The organism is Bradyrhizobium arachidis, from assembly GCF_024758505.1.
Lineage (GTDB): Bacteria > Pseudomonadota > Alphaproteobacteria > Rhizobiales > Xanthobacteraceae > Bradyrhizobium > Bradyrhizobium manausense_C.
Window position 1 is genome coordinate 9,015,002 of the sequence record NZ_CP077970.1, and the last position, 20,273, is coordinate 9,035,274.

Below are 20,273 nucleotides of genomic sequence, written 5' to 3' on the forward strand. Positions count from 1 at the left end.
TTGGAACAGGATTCGCAAGGTTCGTGCCAAAGCTTACCAGGAGCTTAATGCCATGGTAACTACATGATTTTATAGGATATTATCCGAAATCGAGCGCCCTTGAGGAGCAATGGCCACCTTTACGTTGCATACAAAGAGAGTGATTTGCCCACGAAATAGGCTCAATGAACGCATCGCCCATCAGATGGGCTATCCGCTATTGGCAGAAATCCTCATTGTTGATGCGCAAGCACCGCGGCACCGCGACGATCTTGTGCCGGCCACAGCCTTCGCCTGCGTCGACCTTTTTCAGGGCACGGAGCGCCGCCATCGTCGGACGGTACCAGAGGAAGCGCTCATCGGTCAGGACCGATGCCCGGCGCAGACCGTCGATCGTACCGACATCGAATACGCCGCTTTGGTCGCCACGAAAGCAGTCGAGCCGCGTCAATTGCGCCTGAATGAATTGAACCAGCTCGCGCCCCTCATAGGTCGGGCCAGCGCTGTCGAGCACCGTAACCTCCCGCAAGCGCGACGCCGCAGCGCGCGCTTCCTCCGCCTCCGGCGCATCCGGAAACAGCGCAGCGACGAGATCGTAGGCTTCAGGGGTCTGCGTCTGCCGCGCCCGGCTGAGAACCAGCGCTGCGGCCGAGGAGGCCGCGGCAGGCTCGCCACCGGCCGCCCTCTTCCTGAGTTCGGCCACGGCCGCGCGTGCGACGGGCGCTTCCGGGCTCGCCGGAAAGCGCTCGATCAAGAGATCGTACAGTGCGACATTGCCTGTCTCCCTGGCGGCTGCGAGCAATTGCGCGGCCTGGCTCGGCGGGGGCGGCGGCGGCACGAAGTAGAAATCGAGCTCGAGCGAGGTGGACTCCCAGGGGATCTGCTGCTCGCCGGTCGCAAGTCGCACCTGACGACGGACGCTCTTGAAGACATCCTCCAGCCGCTCGCCGGGCACCACGACCGCGTCCGCAAGCGCCCTGGTATAGGGGCTGTGCCCGTCTTCGCCGTCCAGCGCGGCCTTCCCCGAAGCGGTCGAGGAAGCGATGAACACGCCGTAGACCGCCCCCATCGGCACCAGGCCCGTCGTGTCGGTCGACGCCACACCGGGCGGAAATGGATTATCGCGGCAGGCGTCAACAATGAGGACGTTGAGCGCGTTGCCAGCACCCGACAGGCGGTCGGCGATACGTTTGACGCTCACCGCCTGCGTCACGATGTCAGACCGCCGCTTGATGTCGGCGTTGACGGGGATCAGGTAGTTGACGCCGTCGCTCTCGATGCCGTGGCCCGCGTAATAGAGCACCGCGACCGTCTCCGGCCCGCGCGAACGAATCTTGTTTGCGAACTCGTCGACGTCCCGCGACAGGCTTTTCAAGTCACGGTCGGCGACCTCCGTGACCTCGAAGCCGGTCTGCCGCAGCCTTTCCGCCATCAACCGCGCATCGCGGCCGGGATTGCTGAGCGCGCCCAGCTTTGCGTAGCTGGCATTGCCGATCACGAGCGCGAGCCGGGGCGCGGTCTCCGCCACCGATTTTTTCGTCTCGCGCGCGGCCAGAGCGCAGCCGGGCTGCGCGGTCGCGAGGACCGCAAGACCGGCGGCGAAAAGCGCCGCGAAACGCCCCCTTCGCATTTGCACCATCACAATATCATCCGCCGGCAACGCTACGCCAACGCCGTTCGTCTGTCATTCCAGGGACGGCCTTCGACCAGGCGATCGTCAACAGGACCGTCATCGAGAACGCCCGTCATGAAATTGACGACGGTGGGGCACTATATCTAGGATTGAATCCTCAAGAATCATTTTCATTCATTCATGCTTCGCGGAATTCCCCCTTTGGCATCCGGACAGCATTTGTGCCGGCTCGGCGCGGCAGCGATCGCGGCCATGTGCCTCCTGGTCTCGCCGGCTTCGCCCGGCGTGCTCAGCGGACGCGAATTCCAGAACCTGATCGCAGGCGGCCCGGAAGGCACGACCATCGTGTTTCAGGGCGGCACCGACAAGGTGTTCTACTCGCCGAGCCTGAAGAACAGGCTGCGCCTGAGCCCGGAGCTCGGACCGGAATTCCTCAAGCAGAAGATCCTGCAGAACACGGTCGCCGAGGGCGTGTTCATCGCTGCGACGACCGAGGGCGGCAAGTGGCGCACCATTTCCGGAATCGCCGGAATCGCCGCCGACCTCGACAGCGGCCACGGCGTGCTGACGCTGCTCCAGACCTTTCCCGAGGACACCACCATCAAGTCGTTTCAGAAACGCGACCGGCTCTATGCGGTGATCATCGTGGAGGACGCGCCTGGTGGCATCGTGTGCCGCAGATCACAGTGGGAAAGACTGTTCGCCCTTAAGGGTGAACCGAAGCTGACGACGGTGCCGTGCGAATTCACGGTGGGCAATGCAGTGACGCCAACAGCGCCACGCTAGGGGGGACTTCATGACGACAACGACTCTCGAGGCTCGCGGGACCTTAGGGCGCGCGGGCTTCCGGATGATGGCGCTTATCATCCTGGCGGTGCTGACGGCGATGTTCGCTGGGCACGAAGCACTGGCATCGACGACGCTGGTGAACGCCGCAATGAAGGCCGAGACAGGTTTGTCCGGCTGCAGCAACAACACAGGTAAGCAGCTCTACAACTGTGTTGCCGATGTACTGGACCGCATGAGCGGCGACATCGGCTCGGTCAACGTGCCGGAAACGCAGCGCGCCCTGCAAACTGCAGCCAGCCGCCTGCGCGCCGCGACCGGCAAGGCCCAGGCAATCTCGGCCATCACGCAGTGCCAGTCGGTGATCGCCGGTGCCTTGCGAAAGGCGAGAGCGATAGGAGGGGCCGTCGTCCCCGGGTGGGGCGACAGTGGGCTTTCCGCCATCGTGGAGGTATTGGGCCACGCGGCCAAGCTGATCCAGACCAAGGGATGACGAAGATAGAGGAGGCAGCATCATGACTTCGGGAAACAAAGTGATCAGATCGACGGCGGCGGGCCTACGGATCATCATGGCCCTGCTGCTGTTCGTGGCCGTCCCGCTGAGCACCGGGCCAGCACACGCCGGAGGTGGAGCGGCCGCTGCCGCCGCGGTCGGCACCGCGGGCCTGCAAGGGTGCAGCGCCACCGCCGGCAAGGCGCTCTATGACTGCGTCGCAGGCGTGCTGGATCGCATGAGCGGGTCCCTGAACCGGTGGGATCCTCCCGAGGCACGTAGCGCGTTGCAGACCGCAGCCTCGCAGCTGCGGGCGGCAAGCAGCAAGGCCCAGGCGCTCTCCGCAATTTCCCAGTGCCGGTCCGTGTTCGCGAGCCTGGTAAAGCAGGCCAGCACCGGTCATGCGTCTGGACTCAGCGCCATTGTCGGCGTCTTGAGCAAGGCGGCCCAACTGATCCAGTCCAAGGGTTAGCAGGGCGGCACGTCACGGGGAGCAATCGCGGCTCCCCGTGCAATCAAACCGGCCAGATCAGCTCCTGCAACTGCACGAGGTCGTCGGCTTTCTCCTGCCAGTCCGGAATGCAGATGTGCCTGACCGGGTCGCTGGCATGATGCAGCAGCATCAAGGCCATCAGCCGGCGCTTGAGCGTGAAGGTCACGTCCGTTGGCGCGTAGCCAAAACCCTCGAACAGGCTGCGCATCCGTGCCGGATTCCCCGCGGCCATGAAGGCGCTGGGGCCGAGCAGATCGTAGTCGCGCCATCCGGCCCGCACGTCGCCGAAATCGAACAGGCCGGCGACCGACCATTTCTCGTTGCGGCAGGCCATCATGAAATTCTGCGGAATGTATTCGCCGGTCAGGATGACCTGCGACGCGTGCATCGGAATGAGCTCTTCCGCGTCGCGCAGCAGGTCGTCCAAGCCGTCAAGGAATTTTGCTGCGAGGCCCAGGCGCTGATGCCTGCTACGACATCCCGCGATCTGCCTGCGCATGAACGCATCCCAGCGCGGCTCGCGCTCGATCAGCGGGCCGAGCGGCACCCGCTGTACCTCGGCGATCGTCTCGCCGATCTGGCGCAGCACACGCTGCTTCTGCACCTCCGGCAGGTCCGGCCACACCTCCGAGCCGAGATGGCCGTCAAGCCGCGTGATGATCAGGTAGGGCCAGCCGTCGCGCTCACCCTCCGCCACGATCTCGGGGATCGGCACGCGCAGGCGGCCTGCGAGCTGTGCCAACGATCCACGTTCGGAGACGAATTGCGCGCGCAACAGCGGCGGGAAGATCTTCAGGATCAAGCGATCGTCGAGCGCGACGACGAGATTCGTGCCGGTGGCGAACACATGCGGCGATCCGCAGGCAATACCGTGGCCGCGCGCGATGTCGAGCGCAATTGGAAGCCATTGCGCGGGTTCATTCCGCCATCGGTCAAAGGCGTCAGCGTCGGTGAAAACCGGCAGCGCCTCCCCGCTCAAATCCATCGCCCCGGCCCGCAACTATTCCAAGACATCTTTTACTCTAAGACATCTTTGACGCTGTTCTTGATCTTCGCCGGGACGGCGTGCTCCGGTACTTCGATAGTATGGCTGCCGCGCGTGATCTTGTAGCGGAAAGCATCGGCCTGACCGCGCGGCACCGGCGCCACCTTGGCCGGATCAGCAAACAAGGCCTCGACCGTCTGCTGGTCGGCAGACGACAGATCCGACAGCGTGACTTCGCCACGACTCTTGAGATGAGGGCCGCCGAAGCCGGCGAGCCCTCCGACGCGTTCGATCTTCAATCGATCCACGCTTTGTTACCTTTCACAGCGCGGCTGCGGACCTCAGAGCCCGACTTTTGTCCATCCTGCGTTGACGGCGGCAAAGACGGCAGCCTTGGTCGGGTACAACGTGTGAGCCGCCTGACGGGTCCGGGCCGCAAATGCCTTCATCGTCATGTTCGGCGTGGGGCCGAAGCCCGTGAGCGAATGATACCACACCTGCCCGATCTCATCCCAGCTGTTACCTCCCAAGGTCTTGCATGCCGTGCAGAAGGCCAAATTCGGCGGGCCGCTCGAATAATGCGGGTCCATGCCCGGCGTGATCTGGGAATATTTGGTCGGCTGGGGCGCCAAGCAATGTTTGGCGGCCGGGTCCGCCATGTCGCGCAGGCAGGTGAACCCTTTCTTCTTGGAGCCGGCCCCCATGATATCGCGGCCGATCAGCCAGTCGGCCTTGTTGACGTTCTGCTTGGCACTCCACTGCCGGAACATGGAGCCGAAGCAATCCGAGATGCTTTCGTTCAGGCCGCCGGCGTCGCCGGTGTAGGCGAGTTGCAGACTGTGCTGGGTCACGCCATGGGTCAGTTCGTGGCCGATGACGTCGTTGCCCCTGGTGAAGTCGACGAAGATGCTGCCGTCGCCGTCGCCATACACCATCTGCGTCCCGTTCCACATCGCGTTGTTGTACTTCATGCCGTAGTGAATCGACGACATCATCGTCATACCCTGGTCGTCGATCGAATTCCGGTTGAATATCTGCTTGTAGAACTGGGCGACCTTGCTGGTCTGATTGAAGGCCCGCTTGGCGGATGCATCCGAAGACGTCTTCGGCTTCGGAACGGGCGAGCCCGGCAGGGTTTGCGTGGTCTTGCAATCATAGACCGTCACGGCCGGCGCCGCGGCAAGCGTGACGAGCCCGGTGGAATGCGCCGCCGCGACACTCGTCAGCTTGGCGGCCTGCGTCCGCAACTCGCGCAGTTCATGGCTGATCGACACCGTGTCGACCATGCGCTTGCGCAACTCGGCCGTCAGCTTCTTGTCCTTGGACAGTTTCGTCAGCACATCGTTCGGGATGATGAAGCACGAGCAAGGCATATGTGATCTCCGCTACAATTTTTTCGGAATATGAGATGTAAAAACAACCTCGAGGTTATCTCCTCCAAAGGGAGCCCTCAAGCTTCGCTATCTCAACGGGAGTCACAGTTTCGGCATTGCCGGCACGCCGTCGGGCGCGCGGACCGAAATGACCGGCGCTAGTCCGGAAGTTGTGCTAGCGGTCGGGGCTCGCCTTCTCGAACTGGCGGAGCAGCTTGTTGCCGCGCTCCACGGCCGCATCGAGCGCGGCCTGCGCAGGCTTCTGGCCGGCAAAGGCCTGCTCCAGCTCGTCCTCGATCGCACCGCGGATCAGCACGAAGGAGCCGAGGCGGATGCCCCTGGAGTTCTCCGTCGGCGGATGCAGCGCAATCTCCTCGAACGAGATCGCCGTGCCCGGATTGCGATCGTAAAAACCCTGCGCGCGCGTCAGCTCGAAGGCGGAACGGGTGATCGGCAGATAGCCGGTGTGCTGGTGCCAGGCGGCCTGCACGGCCGGCTGCGACAGATAGACGAAGAACTTTGCCACGCCCTTGTATTCGTCGCGGGGACGGTCGCGCAGCACCCACAGCGTGGCGCCGCCGATGATCGAATTCTGCGGCGCGCCCTGCACGTCAGGCCAATAGGGCATCATGCCGTAGCCGACGTCGAATTTCGAATTGGCCTTGATGTCGGCGCGGGTGGCGGAGGAGCCGATGAAGATGCCGCACTCGCCCTTCTGGAAGCGCGGCTCGGCCGACTGGCCCCGGCCGCTATAGTCGAACACCTTGTCCTTCTGCCATTGCGCAAGCTGCGAGATGTGGCGCACGACGGTCGCATTGTTGACGGTCAGTTCGGCATCCAGGCCAGCAAAGCCGTTGGTCCGGGTCGCTACCGGCATATTGTGGTACGCGGAAAAATTCTCGACATGGATCCAGGACGGCCACGACGTGGTGAAGCCGCACACAGCGCCGCGCTCGCGCAGGCGCTTGGCAGCAGTGCCGAGCTCCGGCCAGGTCTTTGGCGGCGCCTCGGGATCGAGGCCGGCGTCCCGGAACATGGACTTGTTGTAGTAGAGGATCGGCGTCGAGGCGTTGAACGGAAACGACAGCATGTTGCCGGCGGCGTCGGCATAATAGCCAGACACCGCCGGCAGATAGGCGGACGGCGAGAACGGCTCGTTCTGGTCCCGCATCAACTCGAACACCGGATAGATCGCGCCCTTGGCCGCGGTCATGGTCGCGGTTGCGACCTCGTTGACCTGGACGATCGCCGGCTGGGCGCGGGAGCGGAAGGCGAAGATCGCGGCCGTCACCGTCTCGGTGTAGTTGCCCTTGTAGCTCGGCACGATCCGGTAGTCGGACTGCGAGGCGTTGAAGTCGGTGGCGAGCTTTTCCAACTGCCGGCCGAGCTCGCCGGACATCGCGTGCCACCACATGATGTCGGTCGCGGCCTGCGCCGGAGCGGCCAAGGCCAAAACCAAGATCAGGACCGCGGCGGCGGCCGCGACTTGCAGGAGGCGCCAAGGTGAATTCGACATCGGTCTTCCCGTGTCGCCCTGAGCGGCGACGTTTGTCCCTGCTTACGGCGCGGCCTCTTTCGTTTCAATCCGGAATAAGTCCGAGCCGCGGCGCACAATCGGGGCAGCTCCGGGCCCGGTCGCGGGATAGTTTTCCCTTTACCTTTTGCTCGATTGCGTTGAACCTTTTCTTCCCGCCATAGACTCCATCACTGAGGGGTTGAGTGTGCCTGTGTTGAGCCGTGCCGAACGACCGCGGACCGGAGTGTTTGTCGTCGCCCTTTGCGTCGCGATTTCCTCGCTGGTCGCGACGGGCACCTTGGCGCGCGAATTCCGTGCCGCCGATACCCAGACCGAGGGTTATCCCACCGTCCAGGCGCTGCGCTATATGGGCAGCCTGATCGCGGAGCGGACCAGCGGCCGCCACGAGATCAAGGTGTTTCACTCCCGCCAGCTCGGCGAGGAAAAGGAGACGATCGAGCAGACCCGAGCCGGCGCGATCGACCTCAACCGGACCAATGTGGCACTGATCGGCAATTTCGTGCCGGCGATGAATGTCCTCGCCATGCCGTTCCTGTTCCGGTCCATCGAACACATGCAAAAGGTGCTGGACGGGCCGGTCGGCAACGAAATCCTCGGCAGCTTCGAGCCGTTTGGCTTCGTCGGGCTTGCCTTCTACGATTCCGGCGCGCGGTCGATCTATAACGGCGTCCGCCCGGTGAAGAGCGTCGCTGACCTCAAGGGCCTTAGGATCCGGGTGCAGCAATCGGAGTTGATGAGCGAGATGATCCGCTCGCTCGGCGCCGAGCCGGTGGAATTGCCCTATGGGCAGGTGCTCACGGGGCTCGCGACCCATCTGATCGACGGCGCCGAAAACAACTGGCCTTCTTTCGTGACCACAGACCATTACAAATATGCCGGCTACTACACGCTGACCGAGCACACGATGAGCCCGGAAGTGCTGGTGATGTCGCTGAAGGCCTGGCGGAGCCTGTCGGCTGACGACCAGAAGGTGTTCAGGGAGGCGGCGCAGCGCTCCAGCCAGTTCATGCGGGAGAAATGGCGCGACCTCGAGGAGCAGTCGCAGCGCAAGGCGGAGGCGGCCGGTGTCACGCTGATCCGCGACATCGACCGCAAGCCCTTCGAGGACGCCATGGCCGGGATCTACGGCAAGGCGCAGCGCAATCCCGACGCCGCCGCCCTGATCGAACGCATTCGCAAGGTGGAGTGACGCGCTTTGGTCGAGCCCGCACATAGCGAGCTGACGGAAAGGCTGCCGGGCCCGGTCGGGCGGCTGCGCGCGCGCGTCGTCGGCCTGCTGCGGGCGGTACCGATTCGCTGGCGCATCCTGTCGATCGCGGCGCTCAACTCCGCCGTGGTCGTGGTGCTGGTGGCGATGATCTGGAACGGCGCGCAGGTGCTGGGCTCGGCCTGGGATGACGTGCGGCAGGTGCGCGAGTCCGACAAGATCTTGGCGCTGCTCGAAAGCGAGACCGGGCGCCTGCAGAACCTGATTCACCGCTACATCAACCAGCCGAGCCCGGATCTGTTCGCCGAAATCCTGCTGCTGCGTGAGGCGGTGCTGGGCACGCTGACCAACCGCGCCGCCAAGGACCCGATGCTGGCCGGCTCGGTAGAGGAGCTCGAGCGCACCACCGAGCGCTTCCTCAACGGTTTTGGCGAATTGCGCTTCGTCCAGGCCACCATCGCCAAGACCTATGACGAGCAGGTGCTCGGGCCGGCCAAGGACATGGCCGGGCTCTACTCCATCATCGAAGGCGCCACCGGCCATCGCGACGCGCTGATCTGGCCGTCGCTCGGGAAATCCCGCGAAGCCTTCACCGCGATGCTGGTCGCGGCCAACTCCTACTATCTGTCGCTGTCCGCGGCCTCCGCCGAGGATGCCCGCCGCAACACCGAGACGATCGAGAAGACGATTCCCGTCATGCTCGACCTCGCCGACAATGACTTGCAGCGCATGGCGCTGCAAAAGCTCGCCACCCGCACCACTGCGATGCGCGAGGGTTTTGCAAAACTCTCCGAGCAGCTTGCGAGCCGTACCGAATTGTTGCGCAACACGATCGACGCCAGCCAGGCGGACGCCATCGGCGCCATCGATGATCTCTCGATCAAGATGCGCCAGCGCGAGCAGAAGGCGCAGGAGACCTTCGACCGGACGCTGGCCGACATCTCGCGGCGCGTGCTGTCGATCGCGGTGATCTTCCTCGGCATCATCCTCACCGCCGGCGTGCTGATCGCGCTGTCGATCCGGCTGCCGCTGCAGCAGATCATGAGCGCAATGCGCGCGATCACGATGGGCGATCTCGACCGCGAGGTACAGGGCGTCAAGGCGCGCGACGAGGTCGGCGCCATGGCGCGCGCGGTGGAGGTGTTCCGCGAGAACGCGGTGGCCAAGCGCGAGACCGAGGACGAGCTGCGGGAGTCGAAGGAAAAGGCCGAGAGCGCCCTGCTCGAGCTCAACGCCGCGCAGCAGAACCTGATCGACGCCGAGCGGCTCGCAGCGCTGGGCGGTCTCGTCGCCGGCGTCGCGCATGAGGTCAACAACCCCATCGGCATCAGCCTGACGGTGGCGTCCAGCTTTGCCCGCCGCAGCGAGATTTTTGAAGCGCAGCTGAAGGGCGACGGCGGCCTGCGCCGCTCGCAGCTCGAGGAATTCGTGCAGTCCTCGCGCGACGCCTCGCAGCAGCTGGTGGCGAATCTGCAACGCGCCGGCGAGCTGATCCAGTCCTTCAAGCAGGTCGCGGTCGACCGCTCGCATGCCGAACGGCGGCAGTTCTCCCTGAGCGAAGCCACCGACCAGATCATCGCGAGCCTGCGGCCGGTGCTGAAGCGCTCGCCGATCACGCTCCAGGTCGACGTGCCGGAGGGCCTGCTGCTCGACGGCTATCCGGGCTCCTATGGCCAGATCCTGACCAACCTCTTCCTCAACGCCGCCAACCACGCCTTCGCCGACGGCCGCGCCGGCACGATCTCGATCTCGGCACGGCCCCGCGGGGCCGACGACATCGAGATCATCTTCGCCGACGACGGCGCCGGCATGACGCCGGACGTGCAGCGGCAGGCCTTTGACCCTTTCTTTACCACCCGGCGCAATGAAGGCGGCACGGGCCTGGGTCTTCATATCGTCTATAATCTGGTAACCCAGCAGCTCGGCGGGCGGATGATGCTGGAATCCAAGCTGGGACAAGGCACCACTTTTCGCATTATCATGCCGCGGGTCGCCAAGGGCGGCTCTGAAAGCGCAGAGATCGACGGGACTTCTCAATGGCCGAACAGGACGATGTCCTCCACCTGATCGACGACACCGGTACCGCGTCGGAGGATTCGACTGCGCGGAGATGGAAGATCGCCGTGATCGACGACGATCCGGCCGTGCATGACGGCACCCGCTTTGCGCTGTCCGACTATGTGTTGAACGGCCAGAGCCTGGAGATCCTCTCCGCCCACTCCGCCGCCGAAGGCCGCAAGCTGATGCGCGAGCATGGCGACATCGCCGCCGTGCTGCTCGACGTCATCATGGAGACCGACGTCGCGGGTCTCGAGCTCGTCGAGTTCATCCGCAACGAGCTCAAGAATGAGACCGTCCGCATCATCCTGCGCACCGGACAGCCGGGCCAGGCGCCGGAACGGCGCGTGATCGTCCAGTACGACATCAACGACTACAAGGCCAAGACCGAGCTCACTGCCGACAAGCTGTTCACCTCGCTCACCGCGGCGCTGCGCTCCTATCAGCAGCTCGAGCGCATGGTGCAGACGCGGCGCGGGCTCGAGATCATCATCGACGCCGCCTCGACGCTCTACGACTTCAAATCGATGCAGCGGCTGGCCGAGGGCGTTCTGACCCAGCTCGCTTCGCTGCTCAACGTCGACTGCGCCGGGATTCTCGTGCTGCGCGACAATGGCAGCACGGCGAACACGGAACTGTCCGTGCTGGCGGGCTCAGGCTGCTACAGCCGCTTCATCGGCACGACGTCCTCGAAGGCGCTCGATCCGGATCTGCGAGAGCTGGTGGAAGCCGCCTTCCAGCGCCGCAAGAACGAATTCGCCGACCATCGCAGCGTGATCTATTTGCGCACCGGCAGCGGCCGCGAGGTCGTGGTGCTCCTGCAGGCCGAGCGTGACCTGTCCGAAACCGACCGCGCACTGGTCGAGATTTTTTCCAGCCGCCTCTCGATCGCCTTCGACAACGTCATCCTCTATCAGCAGCTCCAGGACGCCAATACGCAACTGGAAGACCGTGTCGCCCAGCGCACCCGCGCGCTGATGCAGGCCAACCGCCGCCTCTCGGCGCAATGGCTGCGCCTGCAACGCGCCAACGGTTTCAAGAACGAGATTTTGGGCACCGTTGCCCACGATCTGAAGAATCCGCTCGGCGTCATTCTCGGCCGCACCGAGATGCTGAAGGAGCTGATCTCGACCGGCGCCGCGGAGGGCGGCGTCATCGCCCAGGTCGACCACATCCGCGACGCCACCAAGCGCCTGACCACGATGGTCGATCATCTGATCTCGGACGCGATGGCCGATGCCTTCGACATCACCATCCGCCGCGAGCCGGTCGACGTCGCTGCCCTGGTGCAGGAAGTCGCGGACGCCAACCAGCCGCTGGCGATCAACAAGCAGCAGACGATTACCGTGTCGGCGCCGTCCAATATCGTCACCATGTGCGACACCGACCGCGTCCGCGAAGCCATCGACAATCTGATCAGCAATGCCATCAAATACAGCCCGATGGGCGGCAAGATCGCCGTCGCTGTCAGGCACGAGGACAGCGACACCATCGTCCGCGTCAGCGACGAGGGCGCGGGCCTGTCGCCCGAGGATCTCGGCCGCCTGTTCGGCCGGTTCCAGCGGCTGTCGGCAAAACCGACCGCCGGCGAGAGCTCGACAGGCCTTGGGCTTTCCATCGTCAAGCGTATTATCGACATGCATGGCGGCGAGGTGACCGCCGAGAGCGGCGGCCCCGGCAAGGGCTCGACCTTCACCATCACGCTGCCCGCGACCGAATTGCCATAGTTTGAGTGCCAAGATCTGACATGACCCAAAGCCAGCACATCATGATCGTCGACGACGAGGCTCCGGCCCGGGAAATGGTCGGCGACTACCTCAAGATGCACGGATTCACCGTGACGCTGTGCGACGGCGGCAAGAGCCTGCGCACCGCGATCGAAGGCGGCATGCCCGACCTCGTCGTGCTCGATCTCAACATGCCGGAAGAGGACGGGCTCTCGATCATCCGCGACCTCAAGAGCCGCATCAACGTTCCCGTGATCATGCTGACGGCGACCGCGAGCCCGATCGACCGCGTCGTCGGTCTCGAGCTCGGCGCCGACGACTATGTCGCAAAGCCCTGCGAATTGCGCGAGCTGATGGCGCGCATCCGCTCGGTGCTGCGGCGGAGCGCGCCGGCGAAAGCGGCCGCGCCGGAAGCGGCCGCAAAATCGGACAAGGATCAGTTGGTGCGCTTCGGCACCAAATGGCTCGACCTCGAAGCCCAGGCGCTGCGCGACGACGAGGGCAACGAGCATCCTTTGACCGCGTCCGAATTCGGGCTGTTAAAAGTGTTCGCGGCCAATCCGAAGCGCGTGCTGTCGCGCGAGCGGCTCCTGGAACTGGCCAATGCGCGCGACGCGGAGGCTTTTGACCGCGCCGTCGACCTCCGCATCATGCGCATCCGCCGCAAGATCGAGCCCGACCCGACAAAACCTGCCGTGATCCGCACCATCCGCGGCGGCGGCTATCTGTTCTCGCCCGCGGGCGAGAAGGCGTAGGCGCGCCATTGTCGTCCTGGCGAAAGCCAGGACCCATTACCCCAAGGCGCAGTTGGTTGGCCGACTGCAACCGCGGGTCCTCGCCAAACTCCTTCCTGTGGTTATGGGTCCTGGATCAGCGCTCCGCTTCGCTCGCTTGTCCAGGACGACGGGGAAAAATTGGGGCCGGCGCAACGCAAGAGGCGCCAAATCGTTCCAAAGCCCTCAAAATCCGGCTCCCCGTATTTCCCGTACATTGAAATTACTAGCTTTTTTATCCCGAATGTTTCGTCGCGTACCTTTCGACGAAACAATTTGACGTCGCACGAAACCATTTTCCGCTTGTCGTGCAGACGTCCCGAAACGTTGGCTCATTAACACTTTGGCTCACGAAACGCCGCCGGTCGCGGCGCCACTGGGAGCCTGTCATGCCGAACGTCATCGCCATCAACGCCCAAGCCAGCCAGAGCATCATCGCCGCTCAGGCGACCTCGGACGACATGCTTCTCGAAAGCATTGCCGACGGCAACCGGACGGCCATGCACATCCTCTATTGCCGGCACAATGTGCGGGTTTACCGCTTCATCCTGCGCATCGTGCGCGACGCCACCACGGCGGAAGACCTCGTCAGCCAGGTTTTCCTGGACGTGTGGCGGACCGCCAGCCAATTCCAGGGCCGCTCGCAGGTCTCGACCTGGCTGCTCTCGATCGCCCGCTTCAAGGCACTGACCGCGATGCGCCAGCGCCGCTTCGAGGACATCGATCAGGAAGACGTCCGCGCGATCCCCGACGGGGCGGATACGCCGGAAACCTCGCTTGACCGCAGCGACACCAGCGCGATCCTGCGTGCCTGCGTGGCAAAACTGTCGCCTGCCCACCGCGAGATCATCAACCTCGTCTACTACCACGAGAAGTCGGTGGAGGAGGTCGGACAGATCATCGGCATCCCGCAGAGCACGGTGAAGACCCGGATGTTCTACGCCCGCAAGCAGCTCGCCGATTTGCTTAAGGGTGCCGGCGTCGACCGGTTCGCCGCCTAAGATCAAGGATTTCAATGGGATAGGACCGGCTCACCGGCCCTGTCCCGGACACGGAAGCGTTACCGCCGACGAAACAATTGAAACAAGCCACAACATCAGGCGGAAAAACTTCCTCCCTATAAAGACCCTCATACGGTTTTGTTAAACCTCCCAAGGACCTCCAGCGACCCGGACGGGATGCCCCCCTCCGGGTCGTTTTGTATTTGGGGGTATGTGTCTTCGCCAATTCCTGTGATTACGGCTGCGCTCAAGTGAGGCGGGCACGCTCTCTCATTCCCTCCCCCCTTGCGGGGGAGGGGCAGGGAGAGGGGTAGCCACAAACTCCGACCTCGCTTGAGGCTACCCCTCTCCCTAGCCCTCCCCCGCAAGGGGGGAGGGAACGCACCGGCATTGTGGCAAGGCCTTCATCCCTTCCCCGCCCTCTCCGTCACGAAGGCGTGACGCGCTGTAACGATCGGCGCATCCGGCTCGAACCTCCCTCGTGACCCCCTTCACGAGTGCCCGATGCTCGACCTGATCTTTGCGCTGCTTGCCGGCATTCTCACCATCGCCGCGCCCTGCACCTTGCCGATGCTGCCGATTCTGCTCGGCGCATCGATCGGCCGTGCCGGATATCTGCGGCCGGCGATGATCGCGCTCGGCTTCGTCGTCTCGTTCTCCGCGACCGCGCTGCTGCTCGGCGCCATCACGCGTCTCTTCGACTTCGATCCCAATGCGCTGCGCTCAGCGGCGGCGATTCTCCTGCTCGGCTTCGGCCTTCTGATGCTGTGGCCGGCGCCGTTCGAACGGCTATCGATCCGGCTCAATGGCTGGCTCGATCTCGGCGCTGCAAGCACGGCGACGAACGAGGGCGCGCTGGGCGGCCTCGTGCTCGGCACCACGCTGGGCCTAGTCTGGACGCCCTGTGCCGGTCCCGTGCTCGGCTCGATCCTGACGCTGGTTGCGACTTCGAAAAACGCAGCCTGGGCCGGCACCTTGCTGATCGCCTATGCGATCGGCGCCGCCCTGCCGATGCTCGCCATCGCCTATGGCGGACAGGCCGCGACCACGCGCGTGCGCAACCTCGCGCGCTTGGCGCCACGCCTGCAGCAGGCCTTTGGCGTCGTCGTGATCGGCTTCGCCGTCGCTTCCTACTTCCAGTACGACACGCTGATCGTGGCGTGGCTCACCGGATTCTATCCCACCGGCCAGATCGGCCTTTGATTCCTTCACGGGAGAAACGCCCATGACCTTTCGACTGCTCGCCACATCAGTCGCGCTGATCGGCCTCGCCGTAACCGGCGCTGTCATCCCCGGCTTCTGCGACGAAGTTTCGTCCACGAAGCCGATCACCGTCGCCGCCGCAACCCAGGACACGGCGCCGAACTTCACGGGCATCACCAACTGGTTCAACTCGAAGCCGCTCAACATCGCCGACCTCAGAGGTAAGGTCGTGCTGGTCGATTTCTGGACCTATGGCTGCGTCAACTGCGTCAACACGCTGCCGCACGTGACCGCGCTCTACGAGAAGTACAAAGACCGTGGCCTGGTCGTGGTCGGCGTGCACACGCCGGAATTTCCGTTCGAACGCTCGGCCGGCAATGTGCAGGCCGCGCTGAAGCGCCACGGCATCACCTATCCGGTCGCGCAGGACAATGATTCCAAGACCTGGAACGCCTACCGGAACCAATATTGGCCGGCGCAGTACATCGTCGACCAGTCCGGCACAATCGTGTTCCAGCACGCCGGCGAAGGCCGCTACGACGAGATCGAGCGCACGGTAGCGCGCCTGCTCAACGCCAGCAGCTGAGATCCGCATGCGGTGACGCCTATGTTGCTTGACTCCATGGACCCGTCCGTGGAGTTTCGCACGACGGAATCGGCCGCCGCAATGGACGACGCGACCACCAGCAACGACATCCGCCTTCGTGAAGGCTCCTCGATCGCGCAGCGGCTGGTCAAGGCCGGCTTTGCCGCAGCCGTCGCCCTCTGCTTCACGCCCGGCCTGTTCACGCACGACACAATGGAAGTGATCATATCGGCGGTCGCGCTTCTTGTGGGGGCGGCGATCGTCTGCGGCATCATGCTTGCACCGGCGGTGGTGTGGATCATCACGCCGAATGAAATCTTGATCGGGCACCAGCGCCCCTTCGGCCGGCTCCGCAGCAGGATCGTCGCAAAGGACGAGATCAGGGGATTGCAGGTTCCGGGCAGCAAGATTGCAAAAGCCCGCTTCCAGCTCGCCTTTACGCTGGCTTCGGGGGAACGCCTGACGTCTCCGCCAATCTCCGACGTCACCCATGTGCGCGAAACGGTGGCCCGGATCGCCGCGCAATTTGACGTTCCCGATGTCGAGTCTCCGGTCAATCCGGTCGACGCCACCAATCCAGAGATGCACCTGGGCGAGCCCATCGAGCCGTTCTCCGGCCGGGACATCTGGATCGTTGCATCCGTTGTCGCGGTTCTGGGCGCCGCTCCCTACGCCTACAAGCTCTGGCGTGGCCTGCCACCCGGCCGGGTCGACATTATACTGCTGCCGGTGGGCGCGCTCGCTGCGTTCGCAGTCTACAGACTAGCCAACCGCGTAACCGGCGCCTTCTGGGTGATCAGGCAAGGGGACATTCGCATTGAACGCCTCTGGGGCGACGGCAGCTTGCGCGCGGACCATATCGAGGGCCGCGATGTGAAAACCATCGCGGTCGAGCGCCGCGGCCGATCCGAGGACGAGCACTGCATCGTCGTGATCCGATTGCAGTCCGGACAACGATTTCGCAGCCCCCGCATCGGGTCGAGGCTCGAGGCCCGCGCGGTAGGCGCCGAGATCGTTCGGCGGCTCGCCATCGCGCCGGAGAATAGCCAGATCTGACGGGCCTCCACCCGGCCGTGGCGGCCAAGGCCACTGCTTTTCGCGCCATCCCCCAAAATCGTGGCATTGACCCATGTCAAAAAACCAAAGCATTCTCGTGACATATCGGCCCGGGGCGCCTTTAACTTGCCATGAACTTGCCCCTGAGTTTTTATGCGTCCGATTGATTTGCGCTGTGGCAGCGGGGAGAGCTTTGCATGACGGATTTTCGTCGCCTGACCGGGATTTTCATCGCCGCGCTCGGACTGGTCCTCTCCACCCCGCATGCGTCGGCCCAGCAGCCTGACCGCGGCGACGAGCCCGGCCTGATCGCGGATGACGGCTTCGAGCTCGATCCGGAATGGCGCAAGACCGTCGTGTATTACCGCACGACCGAGCCGCCGGGCACCATCGTCATCTCGACGTCCGAACGGCACCTCTATCTGGTGCAGCCTGGTGGGCGCGCAATCCGCTACGGCATTGGCGTCGGCCGTGACGGCTTCCAGTGGCAGGGGCTGGTGAACATCACCAACAAGAAGGAGTGGCCGGACTGGACGCCGCCGCCGGAGATGATCCAGCGCCAACCGTATCTGCCGCGCTTCATGGCCGGCGGTCCCGGCAACCCGCTCGGCGCCCGCGCCATGTATCTCGGCACCACGGTCTACCGCATCCACGGCACCAATCGGCCTGACACGATCGGCACCAAGGTGTCGTCGGGTTGCTTCCGCCTGGTCAATGCCGACGTGAGCGATCTCTACGATCGCGTCCCCGTTGGCACCAAGGTGATCATCCGGCAGAAGCCCGAACTGTAAGCCTCTCCGCCTTCCCTCCACTTCCTTTTCCCGATTTTTTCGAAAGAGACATCATGCGCACTTTTCGAGGCGGCCTGCTCATCGGGCTCGCGGTCGCCGTGTTGGTCGGCGCGCTCGCCGTCGTTTACGAGATGTACGACACCCGTACCCTGAAGCGCACGGTCCGCCGCGGCGAGGTGCTGTGCGGCGCCAACAAGGGCCTGCCGGGCTTCTCCATCCCCGACGACAAGGGAAACTGGACCGGTTTTGACGTCGACTTCTGCCGCGCCGTGGCTGCGGCGATCTTCAACGATCCGAACAAGGCGAAGTTCGTGCCGCTCGACGCCAGCGAGCGCTTCAAGGAGCTGCAGAGCCGGAAGGTGGACATCCTCTCGCGCAACACCACCTGGAGCATGGCGCGCGAGCTCGACTACGACCTCTATTTCCCGGCCGTCGCCTATTATGACGGCATCAGCTTCATGCTGCCCCGCGCGCGCAAGATCGATTCCGCGCTCGACCTGAACGGCAGCAAGATCTGCGTGCAGTCGGGCACGACGACGCTGCTCAACGTCGCGGATTATTTCCGCGCCAACAACATGAAGTACGAGGAGGTGAAGTCCGACAAGCTGGACGACGTCGTCAAGAACTACGACACCGGCAAGTGCGACACCTTTGCGGCCGACCAGTCGCAGCTCTACGCACTGCGGCTCAACCTCACCAAGCCCGGCGACCACACCATCCTGGCGGACGTCATCTCCAAGGAGCCGCTCGCCCCGGTCGTGCGCCAACGCGACGACGACTGGATGATGATCGTGAAGTGGACGCTGTATGCGATGATCAACGCCGAAGAGCTCGGTGTCACCTCGGAGAATATCGACGAAGCCTTGAAGTCGAAGAAGCCCGACGTGATGCGGCTGGTCGGCACCGAAGGCAATTACGGCGAGCAGCTCGGTCTGACCAAGGACTGGGCCGCCCGGGTCATCCGCCACGTCGGCAATTACGGCGAAATGTACGAGCGCAATATCGGCGAAAAGTCCAAGCTGAAGATCCCGCGCGGCATGAACCAGCTCTGGAACGCCGGCGGCGTGCAGTACGCGCCGCCGATCAGGTGACGGCGACTTGACGCCGTCATTCCGGGGCGCGCCTTGGCGCGAACCCGGAATCTCGCTCCACAATCTCCAGATTCCGGGTTCGATGCTTCGCATCGCCCCGGAATGACGAGAGTGGGGCACGCACTCTCCACACTCTCAACTGTCATCGCCCGCGAAGGCGAGCGATCCAGTATTCCAGAGACGTCAATCGTCTGCGGAGAAGCCGCGGCGTACTGGGTCGCCCGGTCAAGCCGGGCGACGACACCGAGTGATGAGGCGGCGGCCCGCGCCTCACTCCATAGGCCTCAATACCCCTTCGCCCGCGCGAGCTGCTCCGCGTGATAGTTGGCATCGCCGAACAGTTCCTCGCAGACCCGGGCGCGCTTCATGAAGAAGCCGATGTCGAACTGGTCGGTCATGCCCATGCCGCCGTGCATCTGCACGCCTTCCTGCACCGCGCGCGTCGCGGTGGTGCCGGCGCGCGCCTTGGCGACCGCGATGGCTGAGCCGGCCTTGGCGACGTCGGCATCGAGCGCCTGGAGCGCCTTCATCACGGCGGCGCGGGTGATCTCGATGTCGACATAGAGCTCGGCGGCGCGGTGCTGCAGCGCCTGGAATTCGCCGATCAGCTTGCCGAACTGCTTGCGCTGCTTGAGGTAGTCGACGGTGCGGGTGAAGACCTCTTCACTGAGGCCGACCATCTCCGATGCTACCGCACCGCGGCCGATATCGAGCACGCCGTCGAGCAGGTTAGCTGCCTGATCGACTTCGCCGAGCACGCTGTCGGCATTGACCTCGACATTGCTGAATTCGATGCGCGCCGCGTTGTGCGCGTCGACCATGATGGTGCGCTCGGTCGCGATGCCCTTGGTCCTGGGATTGACCAGGAACAGCGTCAGTCCGTCGCGGTCGCCGACAGCACCGGCGGTGCGCGCAGCGACGATCAGGAGATCGGCGACATGGCCGTCGACGACCAACGCCTTGGCGCCGTTGAGCTTGAAGCCGTTGCCGGAGCGGACGGCCTGGAGGCTCATCTGATGCGGGCGATGTTTGGCACCTTCGTCGATCGCGAGCGTCGCCAGCAGCGAGCCGTTGGAGATTTTTGGCAGGTATTCCGACTTCTGCGCGGCGTTGCCGCCACGCGCGAGCGCCGAGGTCGCAACCACGCTGGTCGCCAGGAAGGGCGAGGGCATCAGCGTGCGGCCGATCTCCTCCATGACGACGCCGGCTTCGACGAAGCCGAGACCGCTGCCGCCGAATTCCTCCGGCACCAGCAGGCCGGCAAAGCCCATCTCGGCAAAGGACTGCCAGAGCTCCTTGGAGAACCCGGTCGGGTCCTTGGAGTCGCGCAAATGGCGCAGATGCGACACCGGCGCCTTGTCGCTGATCAGCCCGCGCGCGGAGTCGCGGAGCATCGATTGTTCTTCGGTGAGGACGAGGGCCATGGTGTAAGTCTCTAACGTCTAGCAGAATGCATATTTGTCGATGTCATTCCGGGGCGCGTCGAAGACGCGAACCCGGA

General features: G+C 64.1%; 19 protein-coding genes. 13 read left to right on the plus strand and 6 right to left on the minus strand.

Annotated elements, in window-relative coordinates; translation table 11 throughout:
• Nucleotides 1–196: 196 nt before the first annotated feature.
• Nucleotides 197–1,618 (minus strand): caspase family protein, encoded by a 1,422-nt coding sequence (locus KUF59_RS42000; protein ID WP_212457911.1) that lies wholly within the window; start codon nt 1,616–1,618, stop codon nt 197–199.
• Between the two features lie 195 nt (nt 1,619–1,813).
• Here KUF59_RS42000 and KUF59_RS42005 point away from each other — a divergent pair, with 195 nt between their 5' ends.
• Genes KUF59_RS42005 through KUF59_RS42015 form a run of 3 tightly spaced genes read left to right on the plus strand, consistent with a single transcriptional unit; the run spans nt 1,814 to nt 3,363 of the window.
• Complete coding sequence (locus KUF59_RS42005) at nt 1,814–2,398, plus strand: hypothetical protein (RefSeq protein ID WP_212457912.1); 585 nt, start codon at nt 1,814–1,816, stop codon at nt 2,396–2,398.
• A gap of 10 nt (nt 2,399–2,408) precedes the next feature.
• The gene (locus tag KUF59_RS42010; RefSeq protein WP_249140265.1) at nt 2,409–2,891 is read left to right on the plus strand and encodes a hypothetical protein; all 483 of its coding nucleotides are present in this window, start codon (nt 2,409–2,411) and stop codon (nt 2,889–2,891) included.
• 22 nt (nt 2,892–2,913) lie between these two features.
• Nucleotides 2,914–3,363, plus strand: coding sequence for a hypothetical protein (locus KUF59_RS42015; RefSeq protein ID WP_212457913.1), 450 nt, complete (start codon nt 2,914–2,916; stop codon nt 3,361–3,363).
• Nucleotides 3,364–3,406: 43 nt separating this feature from the next.
• Here the strand turns inward: KUF59_RS42015 and KUF59_RS42020 are convergent, their stop codons facing one another.
• The 4 genes from KUF59_RS42020 to ugpB form a co-directional block, all read right to left on the minus strand.
• Complete coding sequence (locus KUF59_RS42020) at nt 3,407–4,369, minus strand: aminoglycoside phosphotransferase family protein (RefSeq protein ID WP_212457914.1); 963 nt, start codon at nt 4,367–4,369, stop codon at nt 3,407–3,409.
• 32 nt (nt 4,370–4,401) lie between these two features.
• Nucleotides 4,402–4,677 (minus strand): protealysin inhibitor emfourin, encoded by a 276-nt coding sequence (locus tag KUF59_RS42025; RefSeq protein WP_258768022.1) that lies wholly within the window; start codon nt 4,675–4,677, stop codon nt 4,402–4,404.
• A 33-nt stretch (nt 4,678–4,710) separates the two neighbouring features.
• Nucleotides 4,711–5,742, minus strand: a complete 1,032-nt coding sequence (locus tag KUF59_RS42030; protein WP_212457916.1) for a M4 family metallopeptidase — start codon at nt 5,740–5,742, stop codon at nt 4,711–4,713.
• Nucleotides 5,743–5,917: 175 nt separating this feature from the next.
• Nucleotides 5,918–7,258, minus strand: coding sequence for a sn-glycerol-3-phosphate ABC transporter substrate-binding protein UgpB (ugpB, locus tag KUF59_RS42035; protein WP_258768023.1), 1,341 nt, complete (start codon nt 7,256–7,258; stop codon nt 5,918–5,920).
• 205 nt (nt 7,259–7,463) lie between these two features.
• Here ugpB and KUF59_RS42040 point away from each other — a divergent pair, with 205 nt between their 5' ends.
• From KUF59_RS42040 to KUF59_RS42085, 10 genes are all read left to right on the plus strand, one after another.
• Complete coding sequence (locus tag KUF59_RS42040; protein ID WP_258768024.1) at nt 7,464–8,468, plus strand: TRAP transporter substrate-binding protein; 1,005 nt, start codon at nt 7,464–7,466, stop codon at nt 8,466–8,468.
• A gap of 153 nt (nt 8,469–8,621) precedes the next feature.
• A complete protein-coding gene (locus KUF59_RS42045) occupies nt 8,622–10,553 on the plus strand; it encodes a sensor histidine kinase (RefSeq protein WP_258770082.1) in 1,932 nt (643 codons plus the stop codon).
• A complete protein-coding gene (locus KUF59_RS42050) occupies nt 10,523–12,271 on the plus strand; it encodes an ATP-binding response regulator (protein WP_258768025.1) in 1,749 nt (582 codons plus the stop codon). The genes KUF59_RS42045 and KUF59_RS42050 overlap by 31 nt, the downstream gene beginning before the upstream one ends.
• Nucleotides 12,272–12,291: 20 nt before the next feature.
• The gene (locus KUF59_RS42055) at nt 12,292–13,026 is read left to right on the plus strand and encodes a response regulator (protein WP_212457920.1); all 735 of its coding nucleotides are present in this window, start codon (nt 12,292–12,294) and stop codon (nt 13,024–13,026) included.
• A 407-nt stretch (nt 13,027–13,433) separates the two neighbouring features.
• Nucleotides 13,434–14,045: a sigma-70 family RNA polymerase sigma factor gene (locus KUF59_RS42060; RefSeq protein WP_212457921.1), complete on the plus strand. Its 612-nt coding sequence runs from the start codon at nt 13,434–13,436 to the stop codon at nt 14,043–14,045.
• Nucleotides 14,046–14,549: 504 nt separating this feature from the next.
• Entirely contained in the window at nt 14,550–15,248 is a 699-nt protein-coding gene (locus tag KUF59_RS42065) for a cytochrome c biogenesis CcdA family protein (RefSeq protein WP_258768026.1), read from the plus strand.
• A gap of 22 nt (nt 15,249–15,270) precedes the next feature.
• The gene (locus tag KUF59_RS42070) at nt 15,271–15,834 is read left to right on the plus strand and encodes a thioredoxin family protein (protein WP_258768027.1); all 564 of its coding nucleotides are present in this window, start codon (nt 15,271–15,273) and stop codon (nt 15,832–15,834) included.
• 81 nt (nt 15,835–15,915) lie between these two features.
• Nucleotides 15,916–16,890 (plus strand): hypothetical protein, encoded by a 975-nt coding sequence (locus KUF59_RS42075; protein ID WP_258770083.1) that lies wholly within the window; start codon nt 15,916–15,918, stop codon nt 16,888–16,890.
• 197 nt (nt 16,891–17,087) lie between these two features.
• On the plus strand, nt 17,088–17,681 hold the full coding sequence (locus tag KUF59_RS42080; RefSeq protein ID WP_212457925.1) for a L,D-transpeptidase: 594 nt from the start codon (nt 17,088–17,090) through the stop codon (nt 17,679–17,681).
• 53 nt (nt 17,682–17,734) lie between these two features.
• Nucleotides 17,735–18,772: an amino acid ABC transporter substrate-binding protein gene (locus KUF59_RS42085; protein WP_258768028.1), complete on the plus strand. Its 1,038-nt coding sequence runs from the start codon at nt 17,735–17,737 to the stop codon at nt 18,770–18,772.
• A 284-nt stretch (nt 18,773–19,056) separates the two neighbouring features.
• On the opposite strand, the gene KUF59_RS42090 is transcribed toward KUF59_RS42085, so the two are convergent.
• Nucleotides 19,057–20,196 (minus strand): acyl-CoA dehydrogenase family protein, encoded by a 1,140-nt coding sequence (locus KUF59_RS42090; protein WP_258768029.1) that lies wholly within the window; start codon nt 20,194–20,196, stop codon nt 19,057–19,059.
• Between the last annotated feature and the right edge of the window lie 77 nt (nt 20,197–20,273).